13 protein-coding genes are annotated in these 15724 nt (G+C 42.2%); 9 read left to right on the top strand and 4 right to left on the bottom strand.

Going from position 1 to position 15724, the window contains the following annotated elements:
* The first annotated feature begins 136 nt into the window (after positions 1-136).
* Complete coding sequence (locus ACYVIL_RS11755) at positions 137-667, top strand: hypothetical protein (protein WP_460312554.1); 531 nt, start codon at positions 137-139, stop codon at positions 665-667.
* Here ACYVIL_RS11755 and ACYVIL_RS11750 read toward each other — a convergent pair.
* Together ACYVIL_RS11750 and ACYVIL_RS11745 are read right to left on the bottom strand one after the other, a co-directional pair.
* A complete protein-coding gene (locus ACYVIL_RS11750) occupies positions 664-1539 on the bottom strand; it encodes a WYL domain-containing protein (protein ID WP_460312553.1) in 876 nt (291 codons plus the stop codon). The two genes, ACYVIL_RS11755 and ACYVIL_RS11750, sit on opposite strands and share 4 nt — an antisense overlap.
* 253 nt (positions 1540-1792) lie before the next feature.
* On the bottom strand, positions 1793-3256 hold the full coding sequence (locus ACYVIL_RS11745) for an HDOD domain-containing protein (RefSeq protein WP_460312552.1): 1464 nt from the start codon (positions 3254-3256) through the stop codon (positions 1793-1795).
* A 473-nt stretch (positions 3257-3729) separates the two neighbouring features.
* Here ACYVIL_RS11745 and ACYVIL_RS11740 point away from each other — a divergent pair, with 473 nt between their 5' ends.
* The 7 genes from ACYVIL_RS11740 to ACYVIL_RS11710 all read left to right on the top strand — a co-directional run bounded on the left by ACYVIL_RS11740 (position 3730) and on the right by ACYVIL_RS11710 (position 12195).
* Positions 3730-3921, top strand: a complete 192-nt coding sequence (locus tag ACYVIL_RS11740; RefSeq protein WP_303477271.1) for a PLDc N-terminal domain-containing protein — start codon at positions 3730-3732, stop codon at positions 3919-3921.
* A 310-nt stretch (positions 3922-4231) separates the two neighbouring features.
* Entirely contained in the window at positions 4232-4891 is a 660-nt protein-coding gene (locus ACYVIL_RS11735; protein WP_303477274.1) for a GntR family transcriptional regulator, read from the top strand.
* A 99-nt stretch (positions 4892-4990) separates the two neighbouring features.
* Positions 4991-5869 (top strand): methylisocitrate lyase, encoded by an 879-nt coding sequence (prpB, locus tag ACYVIL_RS11730; protein WP_460312551.1) that lies wholly within the window; start codon positions 4991-4993, stop codon positions 5867-5869.
* Positions 5870-5905: 36 nt separating this feature from the next.
* Positions 5906-7030, top strand: a complete 1125-nt coding sequence (prpC, locus tag ACYVIL_RS11725) for a bifunctional 2-methylcitrate synthase/citrate synthase (RefSeq protein WP_303477279.1) — start codon at positions 5906-5908, stop codon at positions 7028-7030.
* A 78-nt stretch (positions 7031-7108) separates the two neighbouring features.
* On the top strand, positions 7109-9706 hold the full coding sequence (gene acnD, locus ACYVIL_RS11720) for a Fe/S-dependent 2-methylisocitrate dehydratase AcnD (RefSeq protein WP_460312550.1): 2598 nt from the start codon (positions 7109-7111) through the stop codon (positions 9704-9706).
* Complete coding sequence (gene prpF, locus ACYVIL_RS11715; RefSeq protein ID WP_460312549.1) at positions 9703-10884, top strand: 2-methylaconitate cis-trans isomerase PrpF; 1182 nt, start codon at positions 9703-9705, stop codon at positions 10882-10884. Before acnD ends, prpF begins: the two co-directional genes overlap by 4 nt.
* Positions 10885-11442: 558 nt before the next feature.
* Entirely contained in the window at positions 11443-12195 is a 753-nt protein-coding gene (locus tag ACYVIL_RS11710) for a sulfite exporter TauE/SafE family protein (RefSeq protein WP_460312548.1), read from the top strand.
* Here ACYVIL_RS11710 and ACYVIL_RS11705 read toward each other — a convergent pair.
* The gene (locus ACYVIL_RS11705) at positions 12169-13170 is read right to left on the bottom strand and encodes a phosphotransferase (RefSeq protein WP_460312547.1); all 1002 of its coding nucleotides are present in this window, start codon (positions 13168-13170) and stop codon (positions 12169-12171) included. The two genes, ACYVIL_RS11710 and ACYVIL_RS11705, sit on opposite strands and share 27 nt — an antisense overlap.
* Before the next feature lie 110 nt (positions 13171-13280).
* Here ACYVIL_RS11705 and ACYVIL_RS11700 point away from each other — a divergent pair, with 110 nt between their 5' ends.
* Positions 13281-15308 carry an oxidoreductase gene (locus tag ACYVIL_RS11700; RefSeq protein ID WP_460312546.1) on the top strand — a complete coding sequence of 676 codons (2028 nt, stop codon included), beginning with the start codon at positions 13281-13283 and terminating at the stop codon, positions 15306-15308.
* A gap of 2 nt (positions 15309-15310) precedes the next feature.
* Here ACYVIL_RS11700 and ACYVIL_RS11695 read toward each other — a convergent pair whose 3' ends face one another.
* Complete coding sequence (locus ACYVIL_RS11695) at positions 15311-15454, bottom strand: hypothetical protein (RefSeq protein ID WP_460312545.1); 144 nt, start codon at positions 15452-15454, stop codon at positions 15311-15313.
* Positions 15455-15724: the final 270 nt, after the last annotated feature.

Here is a 15724-nt window from a genome sequence, read left to right as displayed (position 1 = left end):
AACGTATAGTGACTAGTATTGGATTTAAAAAAGGGAATTCAAGTGCAGCAGGCAAGTTCTTTATGCCTCTGGTATTTGCAATTTGAGAAAATTCATTACATTGTTATTAGGTAACTAAGGGGGCGAGCGTAAACTCATGAGTTTAGTTGACTATTCAAAACATTTTGGCGACAAGATCCAAGGTTCTCGAAAAAACACATTGCTACTGAGTCTTGTTACTAAACCAATACAAGATCCGCCAATGTCAGAGCAAGACCGCGAACAATCTTACCTTTTAGCCAGTATGAGCAAGCAGCACAGTTCATCAGTCTGTGGATTCCTGGGCGATTCGGAACACAACAAAGGTCTGTTACTGGCAAACATTGCATATAATTCTAAAAAGAAGGTGCTATTCATTCGCTCCGAGGAAATACACCAGCTATCACCATCTAATCTAGCCAAACTCATTGCCGATACCCAGCAACATAATGCAATTATCTATTTTGACCAAGCTGACGACTTAATTAGCAATAATATTACCTATCGCAATAGCCACGAAGAAATAGACCTTGATTTAGTCTTTAGAGTAATCGAAAAATATCAAGGTCTAATTATCTTTTCGTTAACTGAACTTGTTAATGCTGAGCGACTTAGAGCTAGACACTTCCGCGTCCTAGAAAGCCATTAAACTTTGTAGCCAGGGGCCAACTGTGTATTTTCAACGCCAGTTAGCACGTCTAAATTAGCTAAGGCTAATTGACAACCTTGGCCTCTAAACTTGTGCCCTTGAGAGCAATCTACTTGCCATTGCCTGAGTAAATAAGCGGCCAATGCAGATCGCACTTTCACCCTTAACTTACCTTCCACCATGGCATAATCTAATTCGATAGCTTTGGGAAATTGGATACTAGGGTGTGCCACTAAAACCAATTCAATTTGATTATTCCACTGACCATCAAATTTGCGGCTTTCAAGGGTATTAATGTCTTGGGCCAAGGGATTAACAAAGGTAAATCGAGTACACACAAAATCTCTAAAGCTTTGATGTTTCCTGTCGTAGGCTCGCACGTGCCAACGATGTCCATTGTTAACGATTGCATGGGGCACAATGACTCTGGTTGACTCACCAGAACTAATTGAAACATAGCCACATTCAATGGGTTGCTTCATATGAATAGCACGCATTAATGCAGCAATAATATTCTGGTCTGGATGAATTAACCGAACCGCATCAAAACATTGCTCTGAAGGTTGTATGCCATTAGAAATACCATTACCAAAACCGCGGCTCAATGAGGTTAAAATCACTTCGGGATCATGTTTGAATACCGGTTTGAAATCATTTGTACGGTGATAGTTTTTGGTTTGATGAACTAGGATTAGATTTTTCGGCGCAAGGGCTTTGTAAGCACTGAAGTCTCGAGTTGAAGCTGCTAAACCTGTTTTAAAACGTTGAATTAAATCAGTGCGCGCTACATGCCCAAAATACTGTAAGCTAAAATCAATGAACGCTAAACGCTCTTTTTGACCATGATTCATCGTATCTAATTCATTTTCCATGCTGATATTCCCAGATTGTTTTTCCAACTATATGGGCTTCAAAACCTAAATGCAATCATTTTGATGACATCAATTTGATTTTTATCGGCATTTTTTGACAAAAAAACAATTAAAACGAAAAAAATAGAAACTTTTTTAAACTTTTTGGTGGGTTTGCGCGTCGTACTTAATGACAGCGTAGTGAACTGTCGAATCTCCCTGGGCCGTAAGCAGAATATGCTAACGGCTTTTTTATGAATTAAGCAAAAATGAATTACGATTGAAGTCGTTTCGAAACGTAGGATAGGCAGAGATTTAAGTGCTCAGCGATTAAATCAAAATGTGAAAAATCACCTTCTGTAAAGTAACCCGCATTATCAAAAATTTGCCCGCTTATCATTCCCACTACTTTGGAATTAACTTTGACAGGAGACAAACATAACACACCACGTTCGATAAACTGCTCTGATTCAAAGGTCAAGTAGTCTCGCCATTTTAAGTCTTTAAAGTTTGCAACAAATATACTTTCATTTTGCTCCACAGCATAACGCATAATGTTCTGTGAGTCGGCCAACGCAAAAGTATAGTGAAAGCGCACAGGCTCGCCATCGCTGTCAACGCTCTGTCTGCACTCAATTTGTTGTTTGTCTTGACTAAACCCCCAAAAGCTACAGCGGTGAAAATGAAATATTTGCGACATGATTTGCAAAGTATGAGTTAGAAACTCATTCATACTGCGACTCGTTTTAGTTAAAGTATTTAACGATTTAATGCCAATAATGAGTTGTTCTTCAATGGTCAAATTTGCTAGCTCGACGGGGCTTGGTAAACCGCCAAAATCTTGGGGCTTAGGTAAAGGTTTGATATAACTTTCCAACTCCGTAGCATTATACGAACCCAGCAATTCAACGGCGAGTTTACGAGTAGACTCGATTCGCAATTTTAGTTTATGTTCATCCACATTGATTAGTGAACTTACATCTTTGATTAACTGATCAAACTTCGCCTTATTTTTAGGAGGAGAGCCAATCGCTTCACTGAGTTGATTCGATAAGCTAATAATATTCATCTCTTTAGTCCGGCTTTGGGGCTGATTCAACGATTTAATCAGTAACTCTCCCAAGTTCCAGGTCCGTGCCAGCCCTACACTCAATTCGCGAAATTTTATGCCTGCTGTAGATGCGCAGAATTGTTCAAACGCCAATTTAGGCATACCCGATTTTTGAATTAATTGACGCGTTAAAGGGTTACCTGTACTCCAAAATGAGGTCTCTCCGATGTTGTACATCATCGCAGCTAAATATACCTCTTCTTGGGTACTTTCATCGTAGTCTGGCACCATCATTTTCGCCAACAGACCAGCAAAAAAAGCATTGGCCATAAGTTTCATGAGGCGGTCATAGACCGCTGGGGAAAGGTGTTTGCTATTCAATAAACCTTCCAATACCTTAGCGGTTAAACAAATATTTTTGACTGATTGAATGCCCAAAAAAATGGCAGCGCGGGAGACGGTTGTAACACGTTTTACCGGGGAGCGACTCGAACTGTTCGCTACTTTTAACAGGCTTGATGACAAAGCCTGATCATGTAATATCACTTTACTAAGACTGGGAATTGAAGATCTATCATCATTTGAGAATTTATCTAAAATACCAGCAATTGATGTAATTGCTGGTAATTCCTCTTTAGCAAGCAAGGCAACCCACTGATCTGACGTCAGCTTTGACTTTTCACGCATATATACTTCCAACCAGCAAACCGAAGCGGAAACACCTTGTCCAAACGATTGCTAAAACACCTATTAAGTCATCAATTACTTAATTACATTTTCATTACTTTTTTATTACCTCAAGGAGTATATCAGTGAAACTTGAATTGTCTGCACCTTTGTTTTCTGCTGTTTTGACAATGTTATTTATAAACAACAGGTTGATTAACCATGAATGCGCGGTTGCACATAATTGAGCTATGGTTAAATACATCTTAAAAATAGGCAAAATTACCACTTTTTAGTCAAAAGCCTTGTACATCAAACAACATAAAACAGCTATCATATTGATATTATTGTATTTTCCATCTGGAATAAATGTTGCTCTATACAAGTGTCGCTTCTATAAAAATCAACTTAGTGACAATTGTTAGAAAACCCCTAACAAAATAATAATGTAAATACCCACCCATATTGTGGTTGCGGTAAAAAGGAGAATACAGATGTTTACTTTTTTATGTGGCTTAATCATTTTTTGTTTATGGCTAATTCCCATAGTGGCAATTGCCACATCAAATCGTACTAATGGAGGTGAAAAAGCGGCATGGTTATTAGCTGTGATTTTCATTTCTTGGTTTGCCTGGATATTTTATCTATTGCTGGCACCACTAAAATCTCCCCGCTACCAAGCCTAATTTACCCTTAGACCTATACCTCTATTTTTGTAGCAATAAACCACTCGACTAACCTTTTCCCCTTTCTCAAGGTTAGTCGAACCCATTATTAGGCAAATAATCATTTTCCCATTACCAACGGTTAACCGAAAACCATTTTCCAGCAGATATTCTCCACTGAGTACTGTCCATATCATCTTCGGTTAAAAAGTATCAATCTGACTTAGATCAATAAAAAGCACATATTGTCGACAATATGGAGATTATATGTTGAATTAATCACCCATTAGGTCTATATTGTCGACATTAAAGGCAATATGAAGATAATCTTTTGGTTAAATTTTTATCAGAATCACCGGTTACATCTGCGGATAAGACGTTTTTTCAGCTCCGTAAAGATATTGTTGAGGGTAATATTCAACCCGGTAGCAAACTAAGTGAAACTGAGTTGTCGACAAAATATGCTGTAAGCCGAGCGGTAGTGCGTGAAGCCATTAATCGCCTAGAAACCTGTCACTTAGTAGAGCGCAGAGCAAATGTGGGTGCCAGAGTTGTAACCCTAACACCTGAAGGCTTAATTCAGTTGTATCAAGTTCGCGAGTCACTGGAAGGAATGGCGGCGCGTTTGGCAGCTACCAATATGACCGATGAAGAAGTCAACGAACTTGAAACTTTACTGAGTGAGCATTTTCAAGAAGTTAAAGAAGGTCAGTCATATTACCAAGAGGCGGGCGACGTAGATTTTCACTACCGAATTATTGTTGGTAGTAAAAATGAGCATCTGATTTCCATGCTAATTAATGGCATTTATCACTTGGTGCGCATGTATCGAGTGCAATTAGGGATGGCCGGACCAAGAGTATCTACCGCTTTTGATGAACATAAACACATTGTCCAGGCGATTGCGAATCGCGATGGCGAATTAGCTGAGATGCTAATGCGTCGACATATATTGTATTCCAAAAATAATATTGAAAAGAAATTGCAGTAACGTAATTAACCTGAAATTGGGAATAATAAGCACTTATGCAACATGCTGTATTGCCATTTCAAGTTAACAAACTTCACCGATTGTTAAACAGAGGAAATTATGACTCCAGGCAAAAGATTTAGACAAGCATTGATTGAAAATAAACCGCTACAAATTGTCGGTACCATCAACGCATATTCGGCCATGATGGCAAAGCAAATTGGCCATAAGGCGATTTACTTATCTGGTGGTGGTGTAGCTAACGCTTCATACGGCTTACCCGACCTAGGCATGACCTCCTTAAATGACGTAATTGTTGATGTACAACGTATTACCTCGGCGTGCGACTTGCCATTATTGGTCGATATCGATACTGGTTGGGGTGGCGCGTTCAACATAGCTAAAACCATACGAGATATGGAAAAAGCGGGAGCAGCGGCTGTGCATATGGAAGATCAGGTGGCGCAAAAACGTTGCGGACACAGACCAAATAAAGAAATCGTATCCATTGAAGAAATGGCTGATCGTATCACGGCAGCAGTGGATGCTCGTACTGACCCTGACTTCTTCATTATGGCGCGTACCGATGCATTTGCTCAAGAAGGTTTAGAAGCGGCAATTGAGCGTGCTAAAGCTTATGTAGCAGCAGGTGCAGATGGCATTTTCGCGGAAGCAATACAGACGGAAGAACATTACCGAGCCTTCTCTGAAGCCTTAGATGTACCTATTTTGGCGAATATTACCGAGTTTGGTAAAACTGAATTGTGGAACAAAGAGCAACTTGCTGAATGGGGCGCTGACATGGTGCTTTACCCATTAAGTGCATTTAGAGCGATGAATAAAGCAGCAGAAACAGTCTACACGGCAATTCTAAAAGATGGCGACCAAAAAGCGGTGGTAGACAGCATGCAAACCCGCATGGATCTGTATGACTATCTCGGCTACCACGATTACGAGCAAAAGTTAGATAGTCTTTTCTCGCAAGGTAAGAATAAATAACCCTTCATTTTTTAATACATAAAACAGGACTCTATCATGGTTGACAAAAAACTAAGTGGTGCCGGCCTTCGCGGTCAAAGCGCAGGTGAAACCGCATTGTGCACAGTTGGTAAATCAGGCTCTGGTTTAACCTATCGCGGCTACGATGTATCTGATTTAGCAGACAATGCCACCTTTGAAGAAGTTGCATATTTGTTATTTAAAGGGGAATTACCCACCGAAGCACAATTGCAAGAATATAACGCGCAATTGTTCGCGAAGCGTGATTTGCCAGACGCCTTAAAAGAAGTATTAAAACTAATTCCTGCCGATACTCATCCGATGGACGTAATGCGCACAGGTTGTTCTTTCTTAGGTAACTTAGAACCTGAAGAAGATTTTAGCCAACAACAAGAAAGTGCAGACAGACTACTCGCGGCCTTTCCAGCAATTATGTGTTATTGGTATCGCTATAGTCATGACAATGTTGAAATTGATTGTACCAGTGATCAAGATTCAATCGCCGGTCACTTCTTAAAGCTGTTAACCGATAAAGACCCGTCTGAACTGCATCGCCGCGTAATGGACGTGTCGTTAATTTTGTATGCAGAGCATGAATTCAATGCTTCTACTTTTACAGCAAGAGTTTGTGCCTCGACCTTATCTGACATGTTCTCATGTATTACCGGTGCAATTGGTACTTTACGTGGTCCATTGCACGGTGGTGCCAATGAAGCGGCTATGGATATGATTCAAAAATTCAGTTCGCCAGACGATGCCAAAACTAAAATGGCAGAGATGTTGGCAAATAAAGAAAAGATCATGGGTTTCGGACATGCCATTTATCGTGAATCAGATCCTCGTAATGTCATCATCAAAGCTTGGTCAGAAAAACTTGGAAAAGAGTTTGGCGATTCAAGTTTGTATCACATCTCAGTGGCTTGTGAAGAGTTTATGTGGGACACCAAAAAGCTGTTTTGTAATGCCGACTTCTTCCATGCTTCGGCTTATCACTTCATGGGGATCCCAACTAAATTGTTTACCCCCATTTTTGTATGCTCTCGCTTAACAGGCTGGGCTGCACACGTGATGGAACAAAGATCGAATAACCGCATCATCAGACCTAGTGCGGACTACATCGGCGAAGAACCTCGCAAAGTGACCCCGATTAGTCAACGATAAAGCTTTCCGATTCCAGGCAATCAATAAGTGGGCATCTAATATGCCCACTCTACTCACGCAACAGCAAGGTAGAAAAATATGAATACGCAATATAGAAAACGCCTTCCTGGTTCTAAACTAGATTATTTCGATACCCAAGAAGCGGTAGACGCAATAAAGCCAGGCGCTTACGAGACACTCCCCTACACTTCCCGTGTATTGGCCGAAAATTTAGTTCGACGATGTGAGCCTGAAAAACTCAACGCTGCACTCGAACAAATCATCGAACGCAAACAAGATTTAGATTTTCCTTGGTATCCAGCTCGAGTGGTTTGTCACGATATTTTAGGGCAAACCGCATTAGTCGATTTAGCCGGACTACGCGATGCCATTGCTTTAAAAGGTGGCGATCCTTCCAAAGTTAACCCTGTGGTTCCGACGCAATTGATAGTGGACCATTCTTTAGCCGTAGAGCACGCAGGTTTTGAACCCGATGCGTTCGAACAAAACCGCGCCATTGAAGATCGCAGGAACGAAGATCGTTTTCACTTTATCAACTGGACTAAAACAGCCTTTAAAAATATTGATGTGATTCCGCCTGGAAACGGCATCATGCATCAAATTAATTTGGAAAAAATGTCTCCCGTTGTGCACGCCCGTGACGGCGTTGCTTTCCCCGATACCCTAGTAGGAACAGACAGCCATACTCCCCATGTTGACGCCTTAGGTGTAATTGCTTTGGGTGTAGGCGGATTAGAAGCCGAAAGTGTCATGTTAGGACGCGCTTCATACATGCGTCTTCCTGATATTATTGGTGTTGAGCTAACCGGTAAACGCCAGCCAGGCATCACGGCTACCGATATTGTGTTAGCCATTACTGAATTCTTACGTAAAGAACGCGTTGTATCGTCTTATTTAGAGTTCTTCGGCGAAGGCGCATCAGACTTAACCCTTGGCGATCGCGCTACTATCTCGAATATGACTCCTGAATTTGGCGCATCAGCTGCCATGTTCTATATCGATGATAAGACCATCGATTATCTCAAACTAACAGGCCGCGATGAGGCACAAGTTGAACTTGTGGAAAACTACGCCAAGCAAGCAGGTTTATGGGCTGACACCCTGACAAAAGCGAAATACGAGCGAGTATTAACCTTTAACTTGTCATCTGTTGGTCGCAATATCGCGGGACCTTCAAATCCTCACCGCCGGGTTTCTACCAGTGATTTAGCCGCTGAAGGTATTTCAGGCACGGTTGAACACGACGGTGATCTAATGCCAGATGGTGCGGTGATCATCGCTGCAATTACCAGTTGTACAAATACCAGTAACCCTAGAAACGTGATTGCTGCGGGTCTGGTGGCTAGAAATGCAAACAAGCTGGGACTGACTCGTAAACCTTGGGTGAAAACCTCATTAGCACCTGGCTCGAAAGCAGTGCAATTGTACTTAGAAGACTCTAATTTGCTGCCGGAATTAGAAAAATTAGGTTTCGGCATCGTCGGTTTTGCCTGTACAACTTGTAACGGTATGAGTGGAGCCTTAGATCCTAAAATTCAAAAAGAAGTTATCGACCGCGATTTATATTCTACAGCGGTACTATCTGGCAACCGCAACTTCGATGGCCGTATTCACCCTTACGCTAAACAAGCATTCTTGGCGTCTCCACCACTAGTGGTTGCATACGCAATTGCCGGTACTATTCGATTTGATATTGAAAAAGACGTATTAGGAACCGATGCCCAAGGTAATCCAATTACCTTAAAAGACTTATGGCCAACGGATGAAGAAATCGATGCCATAGTGGCTAAAAGCGTCAAACCGGAACAATTTAAGAAAGTCTATGATCCCATGTTTGATTTGACAGTGGATTATGGTGAAGACATTGATCCACTGTACGAATGGCGCCCTAAGAGTACTTATATCCGTCGTCCTCCTTATTGGGAAGGCGCGTTGGCAGCAGAGCGCACCATGAAAGGCATGCGAGCTTTAGCGGTACTTGGCGACAACATAACCACAGACCACCTTTCACCTTCCAATGCCATTTTAGCTGACAGTGCCGCTGGCGAATATTTGCTGTCAATGGATGTGCCAGAAGTGGATTTCAACTCCTATGCAACACATAGGGGCGACCATTTAACAGCGCAACGAGCAACCTTTGCTAACCCCAAATTGTTAAATGAAATGGTGATCGAAAACGGTGAAGTCAAACAGGGTTCACTGACTCGACTTGAGCCTGAAGGTCAAACCGTACGCATGTGGGAAGCAATAGAAACCTACATGCAACGCAAACAACCGCTAATTATTATAGCTGGAGCGGATTACGGGCAGGGTTCATCTCGTGACTGGGCTGCCAAAGGCGTGCGATTAGCCGGTGTTGAAGTGATAGTCGCTGAAGGCTTCGAGCGTATTCACCGTACCAACCTGATCGGTATGGGTGTGTTGCCCCTAGAGTTTGAAACAGGCACTACACGGAAAACACTGAATATCGATGGTAGTGAGTTATTCGATGTGAAAGGCGAGCGTCAACCTGGTGCATCACTAACCTTAGTAATAACCAGAACGACAGGTGAAACAGTAGAAGTGCCAGTGAATTGTCGTTTAGACACAGCAGAAGAAGTGTCAATTTATGAAGCTGGCGGTGTGTTGCAACGTTTTGCTCAAGACTTTTTGGAGTCAGAAGGACAAGCTCAATGAGTCGCTTCCCTCAACAAATAAAGGTTCCCGCCACTTACATGCGCGGCGGGACTAGTAAGGGTGTATTTTTCAACCTTGCAGATCTGCCCCAACCGGCCCAATCAGCCGGTGCATATCGAGATGCTTTGTTGATGCGTACCATTGGCAGTCCAGATCCCTACGGTAAACAAACCGATGGCATGGGTGGCGCCACCTCTAGTACCAGTAAAACCGTGATAGTGTCTAAAAGCCAACAAGCAGACCACGATGTAGATTATTTGTTTGGCCAAGTTGCCATTGACAAAGCCTTTGTTGATTGGTCTGGAAATTGCGGTAACTTGTCTGCAGCCGTTGGCCCTTTTGCGATTCACGCAGGGTTAATTCCTGCTGAAAAGTTGGTTGAAAATGGTTTAGTCACCATCAAAATATGGCAGGTTAATATTCAAAAAACCATTATTGCCCATGTTCCAATGTGTGACGGCCAAGTGCAAGAGCTCGGCGACTTTGAGTTAGATGGAGTAACATTTCCAGCCGCTGAAATACCGGTTGAGTTTATTGATCCCGCCGATGGTGAAGGTGATATGTTCCCAACCGGAGAGGTGTCTGAAATATTGGATGTCCCAGGTGTGGGTAAACTGAATGCCACCCTTATCAACGCTGGTATTCCAACCATATTTTTGAATGCTCAAGAATTAGGTTATCAAGGTACCGAACTGCAAGACGCCATCAATAGTAATAGCGACGCGTTAATTAAATTCGAAACTATTCGTGCCCATGGCGCACTGAAAATGGGCTTAATTGATAACCTGGAACAAGCTGCACAACGACAACATACACCAAAAGTCGCTTTTGTCGCGCCACCAGCAGATTACTTGGCATCAAGCGGTAAAACCGTCGCTCAATCAGAAATAGATTTGTCGGTTCGCGCACTTTCCATGGGCAAACTACACCATGCAATGATGGGCACCGCTGCAGTAGCAATAGGTACAGCAGCAGCCATACCAGGTACTCTAGTGAATCTAGCCGCTGGCGGCGGAGAACTTGAGTCGGTATGTTTTGGTCATCCTTCAGGTACTCTGCGGGTTGGGGCAAAAGCGGTGATTCATGAAGGCAAATGGCAAGTTGAAAAAGCCGTTATGAGTCGCAGTGCCAGGATCTTAATGGAAGGCTGGATTAGAATACCTGAACCTAAGGTTTAGGCGAAAAAGATGTAAGAGATACAGCTTAAACGATGCATAAAAACGGCCACCAGTTGGCCGTTTTTTATTTCTTACAACCCCTGTAATAACTTGGCTTTGTTTATACACTCTGCGAACCTGGACAGGCATGCATGCGAACGTGTGAACAAGTAACATCAAGTAACATGGACACCCATGTAAATATCATGGACACCCATGTTTACCACCCCAAACTTAACTAGCTTAGTTAGTCAATTATCGAGGAGTTTTAGGTAAATAGGGATGATTTCAAACCAACAAAAATTGAATTAGACTTGCGCTAGTATCGGTTACACCAAAATTTTAAAACTAAGATAGAAAGCCGTCGTTTTTTATGCGCCATTAAAAAATACCCAATAGCAATGCTTCGATAACCGCTCAATTGTTTAATCATAAAACATTTGACAATTTAGCGACCACTGATTCAATCTACTCCACTTCAATAGTAAACTAGACAATAGCTGCAAGCCCTTGCTGCACTGCAAACTTGGATGATTAATTTGTTTTTAATTGCAACAAAACTCAATAGCTGTCGACTCAATGTTTGAGTTCTTTTCCTATTCACTAAGCTTTAATCAACTTGGCTTGCTATTTTTAGTGGCGTTTTTTATCGGCTTAGCAAAAGCTGGGGTACATGGAATTTCAATGTTCGCTGTCCCTATTTTGGCGTTAATTTTTGGTGCTAAAACATCCACTGGTTTAATGTTACCAATGCTAATAATGGCAGACTTATTTGCAGTAAAATATTATCACCGCCATGCTAACTGGAGCTTCTTAATTAAATTATTTCCATCCGCTGCCATCGGAGTAATAGTTGCAACTTTAATCGGTAACAGCATTGATGATGAAATGTTTAAGCAAGTCATGGGGTATATCATAATAGCCAGCCTGGGCATTATGCTGTGGATGGAAACGAACAATAAAGAAAAAATACCTGACTATGCTTGGTTTGCAATTTTAATGGGCACGTTAGGTGGTTTTACAACCATGATTGGAAATTTGGCAGGTTCGGTAATGGCCCTGTATTTATTAAGTATGCGTCTACCTAAAAATGAATATATTGGTACTGCCGCATGGTTCTTTCTCATTATTAACTTATTTAAGGTGCCTTTTCATATTTGGTCGTGGGAGACCATTAGTGTAAACTCATTGGGTTTAAATTTATTAGGCTTACCCTTCATTGCATTTGGAATTTATATGGGTATTCAAATTGTCAAACGGGTACCAGACAAACAGTATCGTTGGTTGGTAATTGCCATGACGGGGTTAGCGGCTGGGTTTATGCTTATCTAACAACATCAACGCCAATTCTGTTTGTTTTTGCATGAAGTCATTGCGCTTGTAATGTTCCGTTGCCCAACCACTTAAAAAACGTTCAAAATCAGCCCAAGCCAAAGGATACAAAGCTCTCCACTGCTCTTCTAAGTGCTCAAAATTACAATTTATTTGATAGTGAGAAATCGCCTTTTTAAGGTGACCAAAGTAACTATCTAACAGCATGTCTGCGTGTTGGAATAACCCTTCTTGAAAAAAACAACTACCCAAAAAATATGCCAAATCTTTAACCCCTACCCCTCGTCCGACATATTGAAAGTCTACTGCGGCGATATCTGTTTGCTGAGCTGAAAAACAAAAATTAGCCAGCTTGGCATCGCCGTGTAAAAGAGTTTGATAGCTAGCCAAATTGAGTTTTTGGTCGAGTTCAGTGGCCGCATCTTTTAATCGGCCTTTGGGCATCTTTTGATATTCATCTGGACGAGTATTAAGATGCCAATAGGTACCCATTGGCCAAAGCTCGGGTGTAGCTTGATTTAAAAAACGAGCATGGAAATAGGCCAGCCAACGCACGCCTAGTTTGACTAGGTCTAAAGACGCGTCACTACATCGATAAGTAAAACCACTGGCGTCTAAATCTTCCATAATTAACCAGCGTAGTTGTTGACTTTCACCCGACGAAATGCACTTAGGAAGACGACAGTATTGGTCAGTTAGTCCACTATATTTATCATAAAAGATTTGTTCATTTTGATAAGAATTCAATTTACGTTGATGAGAGAAAGAGGTATTCCAACCTCTTGGATGTTGAGAATGAGTATTGGGATTAACCACCTTTATTACATAATTGAGCCGCATAGACGGAACCCAATAGCGAGCGATTTCCCCATATCCACTCCATAAGGTCTGTATTGATTCTACTTTATGCAGATTTTCATCTTGAAAGTACCCTTTCAAGATTTCCAATAGTGCACTTTGATAACTTTGACTCATACTAGATTCAACACTTTAATTTGAGAGCAGACGTTGGCGCTCGAGCCCTAATGGTTGCACATCAGCAATATGCGTTCTACTCTTGGCGAATAAGAATTAAGGACAACGATATGACAACACCCTCAGTATTTCCACATTTATTAGCCCCGTTAGATCTCGGTTTCACCACATTAAAAAATCGCACCTTAATGGGTTCCATGCATCTTGGGCTGGAGGAAGAAAAAGGCGGCTTTGAAAAACTAGCCGCGTTTTACGCTAAGCGTGCTGAGGGTGGCGTAGGATTGATAGTAACAGGAGGCGTAAGCCCTAATATTGCGGGGTGGCTTGCTCCTTTCGCAGGACGTATGAGTAGCCGTCGACACGCCAAAAAACATAAGGTAGTGACTGATGCGGTGCACGCTCACGGGGGAAAGATTTGTATGCAGATACTCCATTCAGGTCGTTATGGTTACCATCCTCTGAATGTATCGGCTTCAGCAGTAAAAGCGCCTATTTCCCCTTTTAAACCAAGAGCACTTTCATCAAAAGGTGTATACAGCACCATCAAAGATTACGCCAACAGTGCCAGTTACGCCCAGTTAGCAGGTTATGACGGTGTCGAAATTATGGGTTCAGAAGGCTATCTGATAAACCAGTTTTTCTGTGAACGCACCAACCATCGCGACGATGAATGGGGCGGAAGTCTCGAAAATAGAGCCCGTTTGGCTATCGAGACCGTAAAGCAAACTCGTCAAAAAGTGGGTGAAAACTTTATCATTATATATCGACTCTCAATGATTGATTTAGTCGAAGGCGGGGCTCCTTGGGAAGAGGTGGTGTATTTGGCCAAGGAAATAGAAAAAGCCGGGGCAAGCATAATCAATACTGGAATAGGTTGGCATGAAGCACGTATTCCCACAATTTCCACTTCTGTCCCTAGGGCAGCATTCACTTGGGTAACAAAACGTCTAAAATCCGAGGTCAACATTCCACTTATCACCACCAATCGCATAAATACCCCAGAAGTAGCAGAATCTGTTCTGGCAAATGGAGATGCGGATATGGTTTCCATGGCCAGACCTTTCTTAGCTGATCCAGACTTTGTAGCCAAAGCCATGAACAATGAATCCGACCAAATCAATACCTGTATTGCGTGTAATCAAGCCTGCTTAGACCATGCTTTTGCGCAAAAACGAGCAAGTTGCTTAGTGAATCCACAAGCATGTTATGAAACCGAGCTTATTTTCAAAACTGTAGCAGAACCTAAAAAGCTTGCTGTGATTGGCGCGGGCCCTGCCGGCCTAGCCTTTGCCACTTATGCAGCAGAACGGGGACACCAGGTACATCTATTTGAAAAATCGTCTGAAATTGGCGGTCAATTTAACTATGCAAAGCAAATTCCTGGTAAGGAAGAGTTTTATGAGACCCTGCGCTATTACGCGCGAAGAATTGAAGTCTTAGGGGTGAACTTACACCTTAATACAACAGCTGATGCGATAATGCTAAAGGAGCAAGGCTTTAGGGAAATAGTCATGGCTACTGGCATCAAACCCCGCCAGTTGGATATTCCTGGCATTGAACATTCTACTGTCATGAGTTATTTGGACGTATTGCGGGATCACAAGCCAGTAGGAAAACGAGTAGCGATTATTGGCGCTGGAGGAATTGGCTTTGATGTGGCGGAATACTTGGTTGAACACGAACACCTCACCACTGACTTGGATAAATGGCTGACTCACTGGGGAATTGATAAAAGTTACGCCAACCCCGGTGCTTTGATGCAGCCAAAGATCACAACAACAGATAAAGAAGTCTATTTATTGCAACGAAAGGACACAAAAGTGGGCGCTGGTTTAGGTAAAACTACCGGTTGGATCCACCGCACCTCTCTTGCCCAACATAAAGTAAATATGATCAATTCGGTAAGCTATGACAAAATCGACGATGATGGATTGCATATCAAAATAAGCGAAAAGCCTAAACTGTTGGCAGTAGACAACATCATAATCTGTGCAGGACAACTTCCGTTCCGTGATTTAGAAAATAGTTTACTAGATGCCGGAATGACCGTGCATGTTATTGGTGGTGCCGATGTAGCCGCTGAATTAGATGCCAAACGCGCTATTAGACAAGGCGCAGAATTGGCGGCGATCATTTAAGTTTAAGTAATTCCTGTAGTCGGGTGCTTTAGCCCCGAGGTTCTGTCAGACATTTCCATGGCCTGATATCCATGGCCTAAAGACCATGCTACAGGCACCTTCACATCTGTAGTCGGGTGCTTTAGCCCCGAAGTTCTGTTAGACATTTCCATGGCCTAAAGACAATGCTACAGGCACCTTCACACCTGTAGTCGGGTGCTTTAGCCCCGAGGTTCTGTCAGACATTTCCATGGCCTGATATCCATGGCCTAAAGACCATGCTACAGGCACCTTCACATCTGTAGTCGGGTGCTTTAGCCTGAGGGATCCCCACAAATAAAGAAGATAAGTGCCTGTAATTGCGTTATTTTGTTTCTACCAAAAAATAAAAAAACACCAAAACAGGCACCTAAGATGACATTATTGAATATCCAAGA

This window comes from Aliiglaciecola aliphaticivorans, assembly GCF_054782055.1.
Note: the sequence above shows the minus strand (reverse complement) of the source record. Positions and strands in the feature narration are given on the sequence as shown.

Coding starts and splice junctions, on each gene's coding strand:
- ACYVIL_RS11750 (WP_460312553.1), bottom strand. CDS start 1,539: ATGGAAAATGAATTAGATACGATGAATCATGGTCAAAAAGAGCGTTTA.
- acnD (WP_460312550.1), top strand. CDS start 7,109: ATGAATACGCAATATAGAAAACGCCTTCCTGGTTCTAAACTAGATTAT.
- ACYVIL_RS11695 (WP_460312545.1), bottom strand. CDS start 15,454: ATGTCTAACAGAACTTCGGGGCTAAAGCACCCGACTACAGATGTGAAG.
- prpC (WP_303477279.1), top strand. CDS start 5,906: ATGGTTGACAAAAAACTAAGTGGTGCCGGCCTTCGCGGTCAAAGCGCA.
- ACYVIL_RS11710 (WP_460312548.1), top strand. CDS start 11,443: ATGTTTGAGTTCTTTTCCTATTCACTAAGCTTTAATCAACTTGGCTTG.
- prpF (WP_460312549.1), top strand. CDS start 9,703: ATGAGTCGCTTCCCTCAACAAATAAAGGTTCCCGCCACTTACATGCGC.
- ACYVIL_RS11755 (WP_460312554.1), top strand. CDS start 137: ATGAGTTTAGTTGACTATTCAAAACATTTTGGCGACAAGATCCAAGGT.
- ACYVIL_RS11700 (WP_460312546.1), top strand. CDS start 13,281: ATGACAACACCCTCAGTATTTCCACATTTATTAGCCCCGTTAGATCTC.
- ACYVIL_RS11705 (WP_460312547.1), bottom strand. CDS start 13,170: ATGAGTCAAAGTTATCAAAGTGCACTATTGGAAATCTTGAAAGGGTAC.
- ACYVIL_RS11740 (WP_303477271.1), top strand. CDS start 3,730: ATGTTTACTTTTTTATGTGGCTTAATCATTTTTTGTTTATGGCTAATT.
- ACYVIL_RS11745 (WP_460312552.1), bottom strand. CDS start 3,256: ATGCGTGAAAAGTCAAAGCTGACGTCAGATCAGTGGGTTGCCTTGCTT.
- prpB (WP_460312551.1), top strand. CDS start 4,991: ATGACTCCAGGCAAAAGATTTAGACAAGCATTGATTGAAAATAAACCG.